The sequence below is a fragment of the Anaerostipes caccae L1-92 genome (genome assembly GCF_014467075.1).
GTDB classification, from domain to species: Bacteria; Bacillota; Clostridia; order Lachnospirales; family Lachnospiraceae; genus Anaerostipes; species Anaerostipes caccae.
The window spans coordinates 175,027-192,748 of record NZ_AP023027.1; the positions used below are offsets into that span (position 1 = coordinate 175,027).

A 17,722-nucleotide genomic window follows, 5' to 3' on the forward strand; every position below is an offset into this window, starting at 1 on the left:
GGTTGTATATCTTGACAAAAAAAGATATTATAATGGGAAAAGGAGTGATATGAAATGGAATTAAAGTGTCCTAAAATATATAGAGACGGAAAATATTTGGCTTACGGCGGCAACCAGGAATGGTTCCCGGGCACGTTCCAGCGGCGTGCGGGATGCGGAAGCGTCACCGGCACGAATATCGCCGTCTGTGAAGGCTTATTTTCGCAAGAAGTAGAAAACTCAGAGTCCATACCCTATGAATCATATCTAGAACTCATGGAGGGCATGTATCAGTATATGACGCCCGGTTTCATGGGCTATCCGCTGATCGGAAAATTTAAGAAGGACTTTTTAAGCTTTGCATCCGGCAGAGGGAAAGAGCTGAAGGCTAAAAGTATGTTTCTGCCCAGAGATAAGCAGGGATGCCTGGAATTTATCAGGGAAGGGCTGTATCACGGACACCCTGTGGCGCTGCTGATCTGGAGGCATTCCAGAAAGGAATTCAGGGAAGATAACTGGCACTGGGTGACCATCACAGGATATGATGAGGAACGGGAGATTTTGATCTGGTCCAACTGCGGGGAACGGGAAGAGATCCCTGTGAAAGTCTTGCTGGATGACTCGGCCAGATATTATATCGGACTGGTCCGTTTTGAAGAAAAGAATTAAAGAGTTCCGATTTTTACAATTCATATGAAGAGAAAGAGAGTAAGCTGTAACCCATCAGCAGGAAACAAAGTAAATAAGAGAGATGGGAACAAAGGCGTTCACCGGAGATATATCCGGCGGACGCCTTTCTTTTATGAAAAGGAGTGATATGTATGGAGAGAACAAAAAAATTGGGACTCGGAAGTGCGGTATCCGTCTGTGTGGGATTGATCGTAGCCACCAGCTGTCTGCTTTCCCTCGGGCAGGGCATGGGTCTTGCAGGCAAAAATTTTATTATCGCACTGTTTGTCGTACTGATACTGAACGGGTTTTTGGCTTTAAGTTTTTCAGAGCTGCATTCCATGATGCCGAAAGCAGAAGGGGGCCTGGGACAGTACACTTTGGTGGGTTTAGGACCGGTGGCATCTATGGTATCTACGTTATCCGCTTATGTGATTGTTGATATTTTATCCGGTTCCGTAGAAATCGCCATGTGCGGAACGGTGCTGAATCAGATCTTTCTTCCCCAGATTCCGGCACCGGTGATCAGTGTGATCGTATTGGGGGTTCTGTCCTATGTAAACTATAAAGGAGTTGATTTTTTTGCCCGAATCCAGAACATTGTCGTATTCCTTCTGCTGGCATCTTTTCTGCTCATGGGTATCATAAGTTTTTTCCATCTGGGTACCGGCGAGATAGTGACGGCTGCACAGCAGACGAAGCCGCAGGTTACCGGGATCGGAGGAATCGTTTCTTTATCGGCGCTGGCTTTCTGGTTGTTTATCGGTATTGAATTCGTAATCCCGGTATCAAAGGATCTAAAGAACCCTAAAAGAGACGTACTTTTGGCTATGATTATTGGCAGTGTCGTCTTGTTCGGGGTGCAGGCACTGCTCGGTGTGGGAATGACACAGTATGTCACACTGCAGGAACTGGCATCGAATCCAATGCCCCATATGCTGTTTGCACAACGGTGCATGGGCCAGGCCGGTGTCTACTGGATGGGCATCGTGACACTGCTGGCAGGAATAAGTACAGTCAATACCGTTCTCGGAGGCATCCCGAATATTTTAAGCGGTATGGCCGAAAATGATTTGTTTCCGAAGGCTTTTCAGCAGAAAAACAAGTATGGGGTTCCGGCAGCAGGAATCGGCCTGCTGAGCGGAGGAATCACGGCATTGATTATCACTGGCTTTACCCAGTCCTCAGGGCTTACAAATATCATCCTTGCGGCATCCTGTTTCTGGCTGACTTCTTACATTATGGTCAACATCACAGTCCTTGTGCTGAGAAGAAGATATCCGGATGCCGAGGGCAGAAATAAGAATCTGGTTCTTCTCGGCATCCCTCAGGTGATCTGCATTATCGGTGACATTTATATGATCTTTAACATCGCCGAGGGTGATGCCAGAATCCTGATTTATAAAATATTCGCAACTTTGCTGCTGGCATTGATCGCATTCTCAGTGATCTGGGTAAAGGGAATAAAGAAAATGGGAACGGTCGAATGTCCGGAAATGCAGACAGTGAATACATTAGCGTGACATTTTCCGCACGATTTCCGTTCGGCTCTTAGAATGCCTCACTCCAATCGTGCAGAAAATGGGTCTGGCAGTGAAAGACTAAAATGAGCATTTAAAAGTTTTTTTTCTAAAACAGGAGGTTTTGATTATGAGCAATTCAAAGGTTGATTTTTTATATTTAAATGAAGAGGAAATGGTGAAGCTCGGAGTTACGGATATGAAGGGCTGCGTGGAGAGTATGGAAGAGATGTTCCGGCTGTTGAGCAGAGGGGATTATGCTATGGGAGGTTCTAACGGGAATTCCCATGGATGTATGGTTTCTTTTCCGGATATATCACCCTTTCCGAACATGCCGGTGAACGGTCCTGACCGCAGGTTTATGGCGATGCCTGCTTACCTGGGCGGAGAATATGACATGGCGGGGATGAAATGGTATGGTTCCAACGTGGAGAATAAAGACAAAGGGCTTCCGAGATCCATCTTAATGCTGATGCTCAATGATAAAGAGACCGGTGCGCCGAGATCCTTAATGTCTGCGAACCTGCTGAGTGCTTACCGAACAGGGGCAGTGCCGGGGGTCGGTGCCAAGCATTTGGCGAGAAGGGATTCCAAAGTGCTTGGGATTTATGGGCCCGGTGTCATGAACAAAACGGCTCTGGAAGCGTTTGTCTGTACCTGTCCGTGTCTTGATACCATTAAGATTAAGGGAAGAAGCAGGGGCTCTATTGAAAGTTTTATTGAATATGTGAAGGGAAAATTTCCTCAGTTTCAGACGATTGAGGTGGCAGATACACTGGAAGAACTGGTCCGGGGCTCTGATGTGATCAGCATGGCTACATCCTGTCCGGAAGGATCAGAAAATTACCCGATGGTCAAAGAAGAATGGATTAAGCCGGGTGCATTTTTCAGCCTTCCTGCGTGCGCTAACTTTGAAGATGACTTTCTGCTGAACAAAGCAAAGACAGTGGTAGACAACTTTGGTTTATATGAAGCATGGACCGAAGAATATCCTCATCCTTCTTTTGAGACCGTACCGATTATCGGAACAAAGTTTGTGGATATGTACCACGACGGAATCATGCCGAGGAAGAAAATCGAAGACATCGGAGATATCATCAACGGAAAGGTTCCGGGACGAAAAGATGATGACGAGATTATTCTGTTCTCTATCGGAGGAATGCCAGTGGAAGATGTGGCATGGGGAACAGAATTGTACAGAAAAGCATTGGATCAGGGAATTGGGACGAAACTGAACTTGTGGGATTCCCCGAGAATGGCGTAGTTTTTATCACTATTTCCGTCGCGCTTTTGAAATGCGCTCCTCCAATAGTGATAAAAAACTATCGCAGGGCGGCATCTTTTGGCTGAAGAATACTGAATAATAGTTGTGGAAAAGAAAGCATTTGTCGCGGCGGACAGGTTAAGAAAAGATATAACAGGAGGGTTTTAGCTATGAGAATTGCAGAGCATCCGATTTTGGGCAGGATGGAGAAAGGGAAGGAGGTTTCTTTCTTTTATGACGGAAAGCCTGTGACGGGTTTTGAGGGTGAGCCGATTGCGGCGGCTTTGAAGGCTGCCGGGGTGATGGTGCACCGGCATACGAAAAAATACGGAAAGCCCAGGGGTATTTTCTGTGCCATCGGCCGCTGTACCGACTGTGTCATGGTGGTGGACGGTAAGCCTAACGTGAGGACTTGTGTGACGCCTCTGAAAGAAGGGATGAGGGTTCAGACTCAGTATGGAGTCAGTGCAGAAAAAACTAAGATGAAGGGATGATAACGATATGAAACGGTATGATTTGATCGTAGTAGGGGCAGGTCCGTCCGGCCTGTCTGCGGCCATAGAGGCGGCAAAGAAAGGGATGAATGTCATTGTTTTTGATGAAAATGCGAAACCGGGCGGACAGCTGTTTAAGCAGATACATAAATTTTTTGGTTCCAAAGAACACAAGGCAAAGATACGCGGATTTAAAATCGGAGAAGATCTGTTAAAAGAGGCAGAAGATGCGGGAGTGCAGGTCGTTTTAAATGCCACTGTCATAGGGCTTTATCTGGACAGAGAGATTACTGTGCGGATCGGAGATGAAATCCATCATTACAAAGGGGATGCTATTATCGTGGCGACTGGCGCTTCAGAAAATATGGTTACCTTTGACGGGTGGACACTGCCGGGAGTGATCGGGGCAGGAGCTGCCCAGACGATGATGAATCTGCATGGTATCCAGCCAGGTAAAAAGATTCTGATGCTTGGAAGCGGAAATGTAGGACTGGTGGTCAGTTATCAGCTGATGCAGGCCGGATGTGAGGTTGTGGCTTTAGTGGATGCAGCTCCAAGGATCGGAGGCTATGGGGTCCATGCGGCCAAAGTGGCAAGATGCGGCGTACCGTTTTATTTATCTCACACGATTGTGAAAGCAGAAGGCGAAGACCGGGTCACCGGAGTGACCATCGCAAAGGTGGATCAAAACTGGCAGACAGTGCCCGGATCTGAGAAGCATTTCGACGTAGATACCATCTGTCTTGCCGTCGGACTGTCTCCGATGTCCCAGCTTTTAAAAATGGCCGGATGTGAGATGGAAGATAACCCAAAGAAAGGCGGACAGGTACCGATTTGTAATGAATACGGGGAGACTTCCGTCAAAGGCATTTTTGTTGCCGGAGATGTGTCAGGCATTGAGGAGGCCAGTTCCGCGATGATCGAAGGCCGGATGGCGGGAATTGCTGCTGCCTGTGCCCTTGGATTTATGGATAAGAAAGAGCGGAATGAGAAGCTCGCTGCACTGGAAAAAGCCCTGGAAAGTCTGAGACAGGGAATGTTCGGTCCCGAAAATAAAGGAAAGCTTCTAAAGAAGACAGAAGAGGGCTGTGATATTTCCATGAACCTGCTGGAAAATGGTTATTTAGCCGAGGAAGAAGTAAAACAGTACCCGGGAGTTACAAAGACCGTAGGAATCCATCCGGTGATGGAGTGTACCCAGAATATTCCGTGTAATCCATGTCAGGACGCGTGTCCTAAGAAATGCATCAAGATCGGAGAAAATATCACTTCCCTGCCGGCAGTAGATCCGGACGCTCAGTGTATCGGGTGCGGCATGTGTGTAGCCGCTTGTTCAGGGCAGGCAATTTTCCTCGTGAACGAGCAATTTGAGAAAGATTATGCAAGCGTGACCCTTCCGTATGAATTCCTTCCGCTGCCAGAAAAAGGAGCAGAGGGAAAAGCGCTTGACCGGGGCGGAAACGAAGTATGCAGGGCAGAAGTGGTAGAGATAAAAACATCCAAAGGATTTGACCACACCAATCTTCTGACCATCAGGGTGCCTGCTGACATGGCCATGAAGGCAAGGTTTTTCCGCGCCTCTTAAAGCCTGAGTATAAAAGATGGAGGAAAGAACTGTGAATACGATAAATGACAGATCTAAGAAATTAGAAGCATATATTCCGGCGGACGATGATGATATGATCATCTGCCGGTGTGAGGAAATCACAAAAGGAGAAATCCGGAGAGCCGTCCACGACGGGATGTTTACCCTCACAGAGATCCGGAGATACTTAAGAACCGGCATGGGACTCTGTCAGGGGCAGACCTGTTCTAAACTGGTCAAGGGAATCGCTGCACGGGAACTGGGAGTTTCTCCGGCAGAACTGGAACCGGCTGTATCCAGGGCGCCGATGCGTCCTACCGAGATGAGAGTGTTTGGAAAGGAGGTACGGTAATATGGGAAATCGTTGTGCAGATGTGATCGTGATAGGGGGCGGTGTAATCGGAAACGCCACTGCCTATTATCTGGCAAAGAAAGGCTGCTCCGTTATCGTACTGGAAAAGAGTGATCACCTGGGAAATGGGGGTTCCAGCAGAAACGGAGGCGGTGTCCGTCAGTCCGGCCGGGACAAACGGGAACTTCCCCTTGCCATGTATGGAATAAAAAATCTCTGGCCGTCTCTCTCAGAAGAGCTGGGAACAGATGTGGAATACTGTCAGGATGGAAACCTGCGGCTTGGCAAGACAGAAGAACACATGAAAATTTTAAGCGGACTGGCTGAAAATACCCGGTCCTGCGGATTGGATGTGCGGATGATCTCAGGTGAGGAAGTACGGGAAATCTGTCCGTACTTATCTGATGAAGTCATAGGAGCCAGCTGGTGTCCTACCGATGGCCATGCAAATCCAATGCTCACCACACTTGCATTTTATAAGAAAGCCAGGGAATTGGGAGCCAGGTTCATTACCGGGGAAGAAGTGACTGAAATCCGGAAGATCAGAGGGAAAGCAAGGCAGGTCATTACGAAAGAAAACGTGTATGAAGGAGAGAATATTATATTGGCAGCAGGGCTTGAAAGCAGGGAGATCGCGGGTACAGTGGGCGTGGATATCCCTATGCAGCCTGCACTGCTGGAATGTCTGGTGACAGAGGCAGAACCGGAAATGTTCGGACAAATGCTTGGAACGGCGGAAGCGGATTTTTACGGCCATCAGACGAAACACGGTTCCTTTGTCTTCGGCGGTTCCTCAAACTTTGAAGGCTTCAATAAGGATAATGGTACTCCGGTTAACTCAAGCATCACAGCATCCTGCATCTGCCGGGGCATCATGAAATACTTCCCATCTCTGTCTGATGCTAAAATTGTCCGCACCTGGGCCGGATGGATGGACCTGTGTGCCGACAAAGTTCCTGTCATCAGCAAAGTTGAGGAAGTACCCGGACTGATCCTGGCCTGCGGATTTTCCGGACATGGTTTCGGAATTGCCCCGGCTGTAGGGGAACAGCTCTCTCAGATGGTGGTGGACGGCAGTACGGCACTGGATTTGACGGCGTTTAGATACGATCGTTTTCAAGCCAAAATCTGATTACAAAATAAAATACACAGGAATTCTGTACAACACAGCAGTGAAGCATTATAGTAGAATCAAGCAGAGGGGCAGGGAAGAGATATGGAGCCAAAACACCTGAAAAAACTTATTGTACCCAAGCAGCCGTCATTGGTCATGACAACATCCCACTACTATAAGGCCGTGATGATGGCTTACGGAATTTCACATTTTTATGCATTTGAAGTCGAAGAGGACGTCCACGACATCCTGTCCATTGTACCGGACGGATGTGTGGACTTTCTGTTTTATTGCAGCAAAGATTACCCATATGCCAGCATCATCGGCACCAGGCTGAAGGCTTCCCCGATGATCGGAAAGCCGGGAGATTACTTTTTCGGCATCCGGTTTATGCCGGGAAAGGTCATACTGCCTGATACGGTGAATCCCAATGAACTGGTCGAAGGGGAAGCAGCGCTGATGGAATTTATGAAGGCAGAACAAGTATATGACAAGATCATTCAAAGCCGTGACTTCCGGGCACAGATACAGGCTTTTTTAAATTTTTATGTGAACTGTAATCAGGAAAAGCTGGAGCACTTAGAAGACAGAAATCTTGGAAATTACCTGATTGATGAGATCACCAGGCGGGCCGGAAATGTAAAGATTGAAGAACTGGGTGAATTGACAGGGTATTCTGTCCGTTATGTAAATAAGGTGTTTAAAGAGAATATGGGAATTTCACCGAAAACGTATTGTAAGATCGCCCGGTTTCAGACCGTTTTAAACAGCCTGAAATGGGAAGAGGACGAAAAGGACCTGCTGGCCATTGCCATGAATGCCGGATATTATGACCAGTCCCATATGATGAAAGACTTTCGGAAATATACGAATATGACGCCGGTGCGGTATATCAAGAGTTTGGAGGAAGCGGAATATAAAAACAGGCTGATTATTTTAGGGTGAGTATTAAAAAGAGCTGATGTATAAAAATCATCAACTCTTATCTTATATGTATCTTTATTGTTCTCTAAAACACAATTTTCCGTCTTTCGGGTCTTCCACGATTGCAAGAGACTCTAAATGTACACCTTTCTCACGGATAATCTGACCGCCGTCCTGGAAACCTTTCTCGATCACGATACCGCAGCCAACCAGATTAGCACCGGAGCCGTTGACAAGATCGATCAATCCGTTTAATGCCTGTCCATTGGCGAGGAAGTCGTCAATAATCAGGATATTGTCATCCGGGGACAGGAACTTCTTTTCTACAAAGATATCAAATTCCAGTCCTTTTGTATAAGAAATTACCTTAGAGGTCAGCAGGTCTCCGTCCAGATTCTTGGACATGGATTTCTTTGCAAATACAACCGGGATATTGTCAAAATACTGTGCTGCGATCGTGGCGATCCCAATCCCTGAGGCTTCAATGGTCAAGATTCTGGTGATGTTTTCCGGAAACAGTCTTCTGAATTCTTTCCCTATTTCCTGAAGCAGCCCGATGTCCATCTGGTGGTTTAAGAAACTGTCAACTTTGAGGATTCCCCCATCCTTCAATACGCCGTCCTTTAAAATGCGCTCCTCTAATAATTTCATAAAATTCTCCATTTCATTCGACTTTTTTATCATTCTAGCACCAAAAGCTGTCAAAATCAATGAGATCAGGGAAGAATTGAGTTGTAAAAACACCATGCCTACCTTATAATATATAAGAATATAGGTTATTTTATAAAGATATATAGGAATATAGGAGGAACGCCCGTGAACCATGAGAAATTTCTTGTCCTTGATTTCGGGGGACAGTACAATCAGTTAATCGCAAGGAGAGTCAGAGAATGCAGCGTTTACTGCGAAATCAAACCTTATACTGCCTCACTTGAAGAAATAAAAGAATACAATCCAAAAGGAATCATTTTCACCGGAGGGCCAAACAGCGTTTACGGAGAAGATTCCGCCACATACGAAAAAGAAATATTTGAACTGGGAATCCCGATCTTGGGTATCTGCTATGGTTCCCAGCTGATGGCCCATGTCCTCGGCGGCAAGGTGGAGACCGCCCCTGTCAGCGAGTACGGGCACACAGAAGTGGATCTGGACAATTCATCCAAGCTCTTTGACGGTGTGGGCGATAAAACAGTCTGCTGGATGAGCCATACCGACTATATCGCCCAGGCACCGGAAGGTTTTAAGATAACCGCGACAACCCCTGTTTGCCCGGTGGCTGCTATGGAAAATGCGGACAAGAAGCTTTACGCAACCCAGTTCCATCCAGAAGTTATGCATACAGAACAGGGCAAAGAAATGATCTACAATTTCTTATACAAAGTATGCGGCTGCAAGGGCGACTGGAACATGGATTCTTTTGTGGATGACATGATCAAATCTATCCGTGAAAAAGTTGGAGACGGAAAAGTGCTCTGTGCATTGTCCGGAGGCGTGGACTCCTCTGTGGCAGCCGTTATGCTGGCGAAAGCAGTCGGAAAGCAGCTGACATGTGTGTTTGTAGACCATGGACTGCTCCGCAAAAATGAAGGTGATGAAGTAGAAGCAGTCTTCGGACCGGAAGGACCGTATGACTTGAACTTTATCCGAGTGAACGTTCAGGATAGATTTTATGAAAAATTAGCGGGAGTAGAAGAACCGGAACAGAAACGTAAGATCATCGGGGAAGAATTCATCCGTGTTTTTGAGGAAGAAGCAAAGAAAATCGGATCTGTGGACTTCCTGGTACAGGGAACCATTTACCCGGATGTGGTTGAGAGTGGTGTCGGTAAATCTGCCACCATTAAATCCCATCACAATGTGGGAGGACTTCCTGATTATGTAGATTTCAAGGAGATCATCGAGCCTCTCCGTGACCTGTTCAAAGATGAAGTAAGACAGGCCGGAAGAGAACTTGGAATTCCGGAATACCTTGTCATGAGACAGCCATTCCCGGGACCGGGACTTGGAATTCGTATCATCGGAGAAGTAACAGCGGAAAAGGTTAAGATCGTGCAGGATGCCGATGCAATTTACAGAGAAGAAATTGCAAAAGCAGGTGTGGATAAAGGACTTGGTCAGTACTTTGCAGCATTGACAAACATGCGGTCCGTGGGAGTTATGGGGGATGGAAGAACCTATGATTATGCCATTGCACTGAGAGCCGTGAATACATCAGACTTTATGACTGCAGATGCGGCACAGATTCCTTGGGAAGTGCTTGGGAAAGTGACAACCAGGATCGTGAATGAAGTGGAACATGTCAATCGGGTGATGTATGACTGTACGGGGAAACCGCCGGCTACGATTGAGTTTGAATAGTATTTTTAGTACCTTTTCGTATTAAAACAGCCCGGGAATTCCATAATTTGGACCGAATTCCGGGCTGTTCATTTTTTTATGATTTTGGTGTTCAAAACGATTTAAATAAACTCCATGGCTTGTATCTGGTGTATTGATACGATAAAGTATCGAAAAAAAGGGAGAAATTAGATGTCAGCTTATAAGGATGAAATAAATACAGGAAAATGAAAAGAACTATTATATTACCGGGATGCTGAAAATAATAAATGTCGTAAAACCAAAAGAGGGATTTAGACAAAGAAGGACGCACTAAAAGGGGAGGCAGAGTTCAAACAGATCAAAAGCGTGAACTAAATAAAACATTTGAAGCGTTTTGAAAAACATATGAAGCAGACTAAAAACCAAGAGTCACAGAAAGTACCTGGCACACGAAAGTACATATAGCGGAGACAAAATTCTTGTGGTATTTCGAAGATAAACCAATGAATGAAATAAAGCTGCGGGATATTATGCAATGGCAAAATCAACTGATTCAGATGAAGACAAAAGATGGAGAAGAATATACGAAAAAATATTTAAAGACAGTGCAGACCCAGCTCAGCCCTGTCTTTAATCATGCAGTAAAATATTATGATTTACCAAGAAATCCGGTAAAAGATGCAGAAACAATAGATGCAGAAAGGTCATTGCGGATTAATTTTTTGACAAAGTAAAAGTATTTTAAATTTATTGATATGGTTGAGAAAGATTCCATGTTTTACTATGCATTTGAAGTATTGTATTAGTGTGGATTTAGAGAAGGGGGACTGGCCCTTACATTGGAAGCTATTGATATAGAAAATGGTCAGATTTCAGTTACAAAGACTTATCATTGAAATAAAAGGTCAGATATTTTTAGTAGAGCAAAACAGACAGAAGTATTCGTGTTGTGACAATGTCAAATTTTTGATACAAGAATTGCATATTTATCTAGAGCCAACACAGGTAAGAGAGGGAAGAATATGTGCATATACGAGGATCACTGCGAAGAGAAATGAAAAGATGTATAGAAAAGGATGAAGTGAAAGATATTGGGGTATATAATCTTAGGTATTCACATGTTTCACTGCGTTTGCATCTTGGATATTTTGTAGTTGCAATTGGAGAACGGGTTGGTCATAAAAGTAAGAGGATTACATTGTATTATAGGCATCTGCTTTCGGGGGGGGATTGCGATGAGATTGAATAGGGAGAAGTATAAGGATAGTATGTAATTAGGAAATAGAATTTTGTTAAATTTTTTGAGGAAGATAATAAATATAGGTTATTATTTTATATGTACAGATATGATATAATTGGAAAAAGACTTTATGGAATATGTGAAAAGTTTAATGCAATTCCCTATGCTGATCGAATTAATAGAATTGCTACCTTAGCTGATATTAGACGTGGACATGTAGAAGAGTTCCTCAGAGATAGTAATAGTTCATAAGTAGGAGAGTTGAACAAGAGAACCCTTGTAGATTTATTAATTTCATGAGAACTCGCAAATGAAACGGACACAGATTTAGCAATTCGTAATATTGATGTTCTTATATTCATGGATAGACCGGATAAGCTAATTCCTGGCGCATTGATAAATCTGGTGAAGTTTAATACAGAGGAAGCGGAGGCATCTAGAGATTTGTTTAAAAGACATTTACAGGTCCAATCTGGAAAAAAGTAAAAGATTCACTTGGTTATATACAAAATAACATCATAGAAGTGAAAGTTTAGAAAAATGAAAATCAGGCAGAATCGGCACGATTTTATAACTATCCATATAATGCATTAGGAGAAGCTGTTGTAAATACGGTTTTCCATAAATCATATAGAGATGATTCATCTGTAGAAATAAGAATCTATACAGATGAAATTGTAATTTCAAACTATCCTAGTCCAGCTAAATGGATTGATATGGATAAACTTGTGCAAGATAAAGAACGTGTCAGAAAGTATCGTAACTGGATAATAGGAGAATTCTTTAAAGAACTGCATTTGTTGGAAAAATAGTCAACAGGAATTCCTACCATTTTTAATGAACTTAAAAAGAATGGTTCTCCAATGCCTGAGTTTGATACTGATGATGAACGGAATTATCTTGAAACAACAATTAAGATTAGAGATGGACTTGAAACAAAAGTAGACTTCAATCAAAAGAGTGAGCGAAGTTCTAAAAATAAAAGGATATGACAAAGTTAGAAAAATAATAGATGAGCTACAGGATCAAGGAAGCATTACTCGAAAAGAAGCAGAATTGAAATGTGAAAAGACTGCTGCCACAACAAGAAGATATATAAAATTTTTAGTTGAAACAGGGTATGTGATACAAGAGGGACGTACAAATAGTATTATTTACAAAAACATATTATATTAAAAATCAAGGCTTGATTTTTAATATGTAGATAAAGAGGTAAACTATGAACAAAAAATGCCAGGTATTTACGCCAGCAGATTATGTAGAAGAGTTGCTGGATAGTGTTGGTTATACAGAGAATCTATATGGAAAAAGGATATTAGAAAATTCCTGTGGTGATGGAAATATACTGGTAGCTGTGGTACAGAGGTATATAGATGATTGCAATAGACAAGAATTATCAAAAGAGCAGATTAGAGCTGGTCTAGCAAATGATATTTGTGCAATCGAGATAGATAAGGAACAATATGAGAAATGCATCTGTAATTTGAATAATGTTTTAAAGCTCAATGACTTACAGTCTATAAAATGGAATTTTTATAATAATGACTATTTTCAAATTGATGATGTCGGTAAGTTCCAGTTTGTAGTTGGAAATCCACCATATATTACCTATAAGGAAATGAAGAAAGATCAACAAACATTTCTGAAAAACAAGTTTAAGTCATGCAGAAAAGGAAAATTTGATTATTGTTATGCATTTATTGAAAAAAGTATTGATTGTCTTGTAGAAGATGGGGAAATGGCATATTTAATTCCTAGTAGTATTTTCAAAACAGTATTTGGAGAAAATTTAAGGGAATATATAAAGCCATATATTAAAGAAATCCATGATTTTACGCAGGCGAAGATGTTTAATAATGCGCTAGTAAAATCAGCAATTATGGTGCTTTCAAAGAATAATAAAAATGCAAATTTACTTTATAAAGATATTGCAGCAGGAATTGAAATAATTATTGATAAAATTAATTTAGATAAGAAATGGTTTTTTTCAAATGATGCAATTCCAGGTACAAGACGTTTTGGAGATTATTTTCAAGTATCACATGTGGTTGCCACCTTATTGAACGAAGCATATGTTCTAAAAAAAGAAAACTATATAGAATTAGATGGTTATTATCAAGTAAATGGAGTAAACATTGAAAAGGCAGTAGTGCGAGAGACTGCTACTCCGAGGTCTAAAAGATATAAAAAAATAGAAAAAATTATTTTTCCGTATAGTTATGACAAGGGAAAGTTAGTAAAGTATAGTCAGAATGATTTTATAAGTAACTTTCCAGGTGCATTTCAATACCTTGATGGATTTAGGGAGCAATTAGATAAAAGAGAAAGTGACAAAAATGCAAAATGGTTTGAATATGGAAGATCTCAAGCATTAGCTACTTTAAATCATAGAAAATTATTGGTTTCTACGGTTATAACAGATACAGTTTCAGTGTATCCATTGGATAAGAAGTGCATTCCATATGCAGGGATGTATATTATTACAAGGAAAAGAAATCAGTTATATAAATTAGATGATGCAAAAACAATTTTGGAAAGTGATGAGTTTATGCAATATGTAAAGAAGGTTGGAATACATATTAGCGGAAGCTCCCTTAGAATTACATCTAAGGACATAGAAGAATATAGGTTTTAATAACATACCAGGAGGAGAAATGCATGGAAAAGCTAAAATATAAAATTTCATCTAGAGCTACAATCTTATTAGGAAGAGAAAGTGTGTCTAAAGTAGAAAGTGCTCTTATAGAGTTAATTAAAAACTCATATGATGCAGATGCCTCAGTATGTTATTTATTATTTGATATACAAAACGACAGTATATATTTAATTGATAATGGAATTGGAATGACTAAAAAAGTAATTGAAGATAACTGGATGATGATTGGAACAGATAACAAAAAGAAAGAATATATTTCCACTAAAAAGAGAATTAAATCAGGTGAAAAGGGAATAGGACGATTTGCATTAGATAGATTAGGGGGCGTATGCGAACTATTTACAAGAAATAGTGATGAAAGTAGTGTTATTAGATGGAAAACAAACTGGAATAGTTTTGAGGAGGATGGAAAAGCACTAGAGGATGTTGAAGCAGAATTTGAATATGTGGATTCTGATTTACAAACAAAGATACCTGAAACTGTGTTAAAACAAATTCAAAAACTAGAAGTTGAATCTGCAATAAAAATGGATTTTTCTACAGGAACAGTTATTAAAATAAGCGAATTACGAGATGAATGGTTACTGCCTCAGATTGAAAAAATGAGAAAATCCATGGAGTTCTTGGTCCCGCCAAGAGAACAGGATGAATTTTTTATATGTGTACAGAAAGATAATACATCACAATATGAATTAGTTGAAAATAGCCTTTCGGATGAATATGATTATAAAATTAATGCCAAGTTTGATGGAAATTTTTTTAATATTGAATTGTTTCGGAATGAGTTTGATGTTAATAAAATACCAGATTCTGTATTTAGAGAAGAACGAATGTCACGATATCCATATAGAAAAGAAGATTTTCAAGCTGAAAAATTAATCTTTACATATTCGATAAGTGAGCTTTTTAATACATCAGATAATGAATATATTGAAAAGGTTAAAAAAATAGGGAAATTCAATTTTGATTATGTCTTTATGAAATTGACAATGCAGAAACGAGCTAAAGAAATATTTTTTTATAAAGAAATAGGAAAAAATAGAGGGTATTGGTTAGAAGAACATGGTGGTATTAAGATATATCGTGACCATTTCTGGGTTAGACCTTATGGAGAAAGTGATTCCGATTCATATGATTGGTTAGGCTTAGAAGCACGAAGTAATGCAAACCCAGTCGCTATTTCAAGTGAAACCGAAGCATGGACTGTACGTAATGCGCAAGGTCAAGGCACTGTATTTATTTCCCGTATTTCAAATTCATCTATACTTGACAAGTCTAGCCGAGAAGGAATTATAGAAAATGAAAGTTTTATAATGCTAAAAGAAGCAATAGTAAGGATAATTGCTGTACTAGAAAAGGATAGATCATACATTGTAAAAAGTTTTAAGAAATATGATGATAGAGTTAATCATAAAGAAAAAACAAAGCAAGAGGGTAGCAAAATTGCAAGGAATGTATTGACAGGGAAAAAGGATAAAAGTCGAAAATCTCAGAATGAGAAAATTGAAAGTCTCGCTAAGACTATTCAATATTTCGAAGAGGAACGAGAAGAACTTATTTCTGAGTTGAAATTACTTAGGGCACTTGCAACAAATGGTCTTATTACAACATCTATTGTTCATGATTTAAAAAGTATAAATGCTTTATTGGTAAATAGAGTAGATACAATGCGAATTGCAATAGAAAACAATAATCATATATTGATTGAAAGAAATTTGAAAGATTTAAAAAATAATGATATGTTTCTCAAATCATGGATTACTGTAGTAACAAATCAGAGTAAAAAAGATAAAAGAAAAAGAACGAAAAAAGATTTGTATGATACAGTTAAAAAAATAGTTGATGTGTTGCAGCCAATTCTTTTACAGAAAAAAGTTAATGTAAACATAATGAAGGATGACAATCATGCAGAAAGAAGGATATTTGAATCCGATTTTGAAAGTATAATCTATAATTTAATTATTAATTCTATTGAAGCGTTCTCGAAAGCTAGTACGGATAATAGAACCATAAAAATCAAGTTAGAGACTAAGGAATATTTTATTATAAATTATATGGATAATGGAATAGGTTTGGATGGGAATTTCAAGGATCCGTATGAGATATTTAAAATGGGGACAACTAGCAAATATGATCAGTATGGAAATGTAATCGGAACTGGGTTAGGAATGTATATTATTGCCTCAACTGTACGAGAATATAATGGAGATTATAAACTAACAGAAACGAAGAACGGATTTGGCATTGAATTAAAGATTCCAATGTAGGAGAAAATTATGGAAAAAATAAAAATTGGTATAGTAGATGATGATAGCAGTAAAGTTACGCAAATAATGACATATCTTTTGTGTGGTATACAAGGTGCTTCACAGCAAAAGGTAGAAAAATATTCTAATATAGAATTTGAAGTAGTGGAGATAGATTTAACCACAGAAATGGAAGACATAGCAACAGTGGTTTTGGAACAAAGAGTAGATGCCTTGCTAATTGATTATAATCTATCATCACGTGCAACTGTTTCTTATACAGGTGTACAACTCGCAAAATATATAGACCAAAGATTTTATGGATTTCCATTATTTATATTAACATCATATGAGGATGAATTATATGAACAGGAAATATTTGATACGTATCAAATATTTGATTTTGAAAGATATTTGTCAGAACCTAAAGAACGAATCGAGTTACATTACAAATTAATAGAACAAGTATCAAAGTATAGAAAGCAAATTGAGCAGTGGAAAAGGGAAATAAAAAAGCTTTTGCCACAAAAGGGAAAGAGTGCCGAAATTGATAATAAAATATTGGACATAGACGGAAAACTTGAAAGAACAATAGATGGATATTCGTCAATACCTAATAATATTAAAAAGATATTTGAGGCTAATAAAATCGATGAACTTATTAGTAAAATTGATATGTTGCTAAAAGAGGAATAAAAATGAAAATAAAACAAAATATACCATCTAGATCATATTCTGGAATTCGATGGACGACTAACAAGTCTAACAAGAAAAGATTGATTATAGATTTTGATAAAAAATGTGCTTATTGCGACGATGCAGATAAATATGCAGGAGGAAGCAAAATGTATCATGTAGAACATTTTGCTCCAAAAGAAAAATTTCCAGAGCTCAAATTTACTTATGATAATTTGCTTTATTCTTGTCCTTTTTGCAATATATCCAAATCTAACAAATGGCCAAGTGAAAGTAGCAGTATAAATGTCGTTGGAAATAATGGATTTGTAGATCCGTGCAGTGATGAGTATAATAATCATCTGAAAAGAAACCCTGACGGATCTATATTCTATTTAACACCGGTTGGAGAGTATATGTATTATGAATTGAAATTATATTTACAAAGACACCAACTAATTTATAACTTGGAAAGGGTACATAAAAAATTAAAGGAAGTAAAACAAGAAATTGAAAATAGAAAGAGATTAAACAAAACTGTTGATAATTTGGAGAGTTTATATAAAGATTTATGTGTTGTTTTTTATGAATATTATAATGATTTTTTTGATGAAATAGATTAACAAATTAATAAGTTCCAGTTAAGTATACATTACCGGAGTATAATACTCAGATTTTTATTTCC

Annotated in this window: 15 protein-coding genes and 1 pseudogene; 15 read left to right on the top strand and 1 reads right to left on the bottom strand. The window is 40.0% G+C overall.

Annotated elements, in window-relative coordinates; all coding sequences use genetic code 11:
- Positions 1-54 precede the first annotated feature (54 nt).
- From ANCC_RS00925 to ANCC_RS00960, 8 genes are all read left to right on the top strand, one after another.
- The gene (locus ANCC_RS00925; RefSeq protein WP_006567886.1) at positions 55-648 is read left to right on the top strand and encodes a hypothetical protein; all 594 of its coding nucleotides are present in this window, start codon (positions 55-57) and stop codon (positions 646-648) included.
- A 152-nt stretch (positions 649-800) separates the two neighbouring features.
- Positions 801-2,171: an APC family permease gene (locus ANCC_RS00930; RefSeq protein WP_006567884.1), complete on the top strand. Its 1,371-nt coding sequence runs from the start codon at positions 801-803 to the stop codon at positions 2,169-2,171.
- A gap of 127 nt (positions 2,172-2,298) precedes the next feature.
- Positions 2,299-3,432: an ornithine cyclodeaminase family protein gene (locus tag ANCC_RS00935; protein ID WP_006567883.1), complete on the top strand. Its 1,134-nt coding sequence runs from the start codon at positions 2,299-2,301 to the stop codon at positions 3,430-3,432.
- Between the two features lie 170 nt (positions 3,433-3,602).
- Entirely contained in the window at positions 3,603-3,926 is a 324-nt protein-coding gene (locus ANCC_RS00940; protein WP_006567882.1) for a (2Fe-2S)-binding protein, read from the top strand.
- Positions 3,927-3,933: 7 nt separating this feature from the next.
- A complete protein-coding gene (locus ANCC_RS00945) occupies positions 3,934-5,511 on the top strand; it encodes an FAD-dependent oxidoreductase (RefSeq protein WP_006567881.1) in 1,578 nt (525 codons plus the stop codon).
- A gap of 31 nt (positions 5,512-5,542) precedes the next feature.
- On the top strand, positions 5,543-5,863 hold the full coding sequence (locus ANCC_RS00950; protein ID WP_039946804.1) for a (2Fe-2S)-binding protein: 321 nt from the start codon (positions 5,543-5,545) through the stop codon (positions 5,861-5,863).
- A gap of 1 nt (position 5,864) precedes the next feature.
- A complete protein-coding gene (locus ANCC_RS00955) occupies positions 5,865-6,995 on the top strand; it encodes an NAD(P)/FAD-dependent oxidoreductase (protein WP_006567879.1) in 1,131 nt (376 codons plus the stop codon).
- Between the two features lie 84 nt (positions 6,996-7,079).
- On the top strand, positions 7,080-7,922 hold the full coding sequence (locus ANCC_RS00960) for a helix-turn-helix domain-containing protein (protein WP_006567878.1): 843 nt from the start codon (positions 7,080-7,082) through the stop codon (positions 7,920-7,922).
- Positions 7,923-7,976: 54 nt separating this feature from the next.
- On the opposite strand, the gene ANCC_RS00965 is transcribed toward ANCC_RS00960, so the two are convergent.
- The gene (locus tag ANCC_RS00965; protein ID WP_039946803.1) at positions 7,977-8,552 is read right to left on the bottom strand and encodes a xanthine phosphoribosyltransferase; all 576 of its coding nucleotides are present in this window, start codon (positions 8,550-8,552) and stop codon (positions 7,977-7,979) included.
- Positions 8,553-8,717: 165 nt separating this feature from the next.
- Here ANCC_RS00965 and guaA point away from each other — a divergent pair, with 165 nt between their 5' ends.
- From guaA to ANCC_RS01005, 7 genes and pseudogenes are all read left to right on the top strand, one after another.
- Positions 8,718-10,259, top strand: coding sequence for a glutamine-hydrolyzing GMP synthase (gene guaA, locus ANCC_RS00970; protein ID WP_006567876.1), 1,542 nt, complete (start codon positions 8,718-8,720; stop codon positions 10,257-10,259).
- Between the two features lie 392 nt (positions 10,260-10,651).
- Positions 10,652-10,954 (top strand): annotated as a pseudogene (locus tag ANCC_RS00975) (tyrosine-type recombinase/integrase); the annotation flags it as partial.
- A 1,466-nt stretch (positions 10,955-12,420) separates the two neighbouring features.
- Positions 12,421-12,636: a winged helix-turn-helix transcriptional regulator gene (locus tag ANCC_RS18035; protein ID WP_006567871.1), complete on the top strand. Its 216-nt coding sequence runs from the start codon at positions 12,421-12,423 to the stop codon at positions 12,634-12,636.
- Between the two features lie 43 nt (positions 12,637-12,679).
- The gene (locus ANCC_RS00990) at positions 12,680-14,095 is read left to right on the top strand and encodes an Eco57I restriction-modification methylase domain-containing protein (protein ID WP_006567870.1); all 1,416 of its coding nucleotides are present in this window, start codon (positions 12,680-12,682) and stop codon (positions 14,093-14,095) included.
- Between the two features lie 23 nt (positions 14,096-14,118).
- Positions 14,119-16,383 carry an ATP-binding protein gene (locus ANCC_RS00995; RefSeq protein ID WP_006567869.1) on the top strand — a complete coding sequence of 755 codons (2,265 nt, stop codon included), beginning with the start codon at positions 14,119-14,121 and terminating at the stop codon, positions 16,381-16,383.
- Between the two features lie 9 nt (positions 16,384-16,392).
- On the top strand, positions 16,393-17,058 hold the full coding sequence (locus ANCC_RS01000; RefSeq protein WP_006567868.1) for a hypothetical protein: 666 nt from the start codon (positions 16,393-16,395) through the stop codon (positions 17,056-17,058).
- A gap of 2 nt (positions 17,059-17,060) precedes the next feature.
- A complete protein-coding gene (locus tag ANCC_RS01005; protein ID WP_006567867.1) occupies positions 17,061-17,660 on the top strand; it encodes an HNH endonuclease in 600 nt (199 codons plus the stop codon).
- Positions 17,661-17,722: the final 62 nt, after the last annotated feature.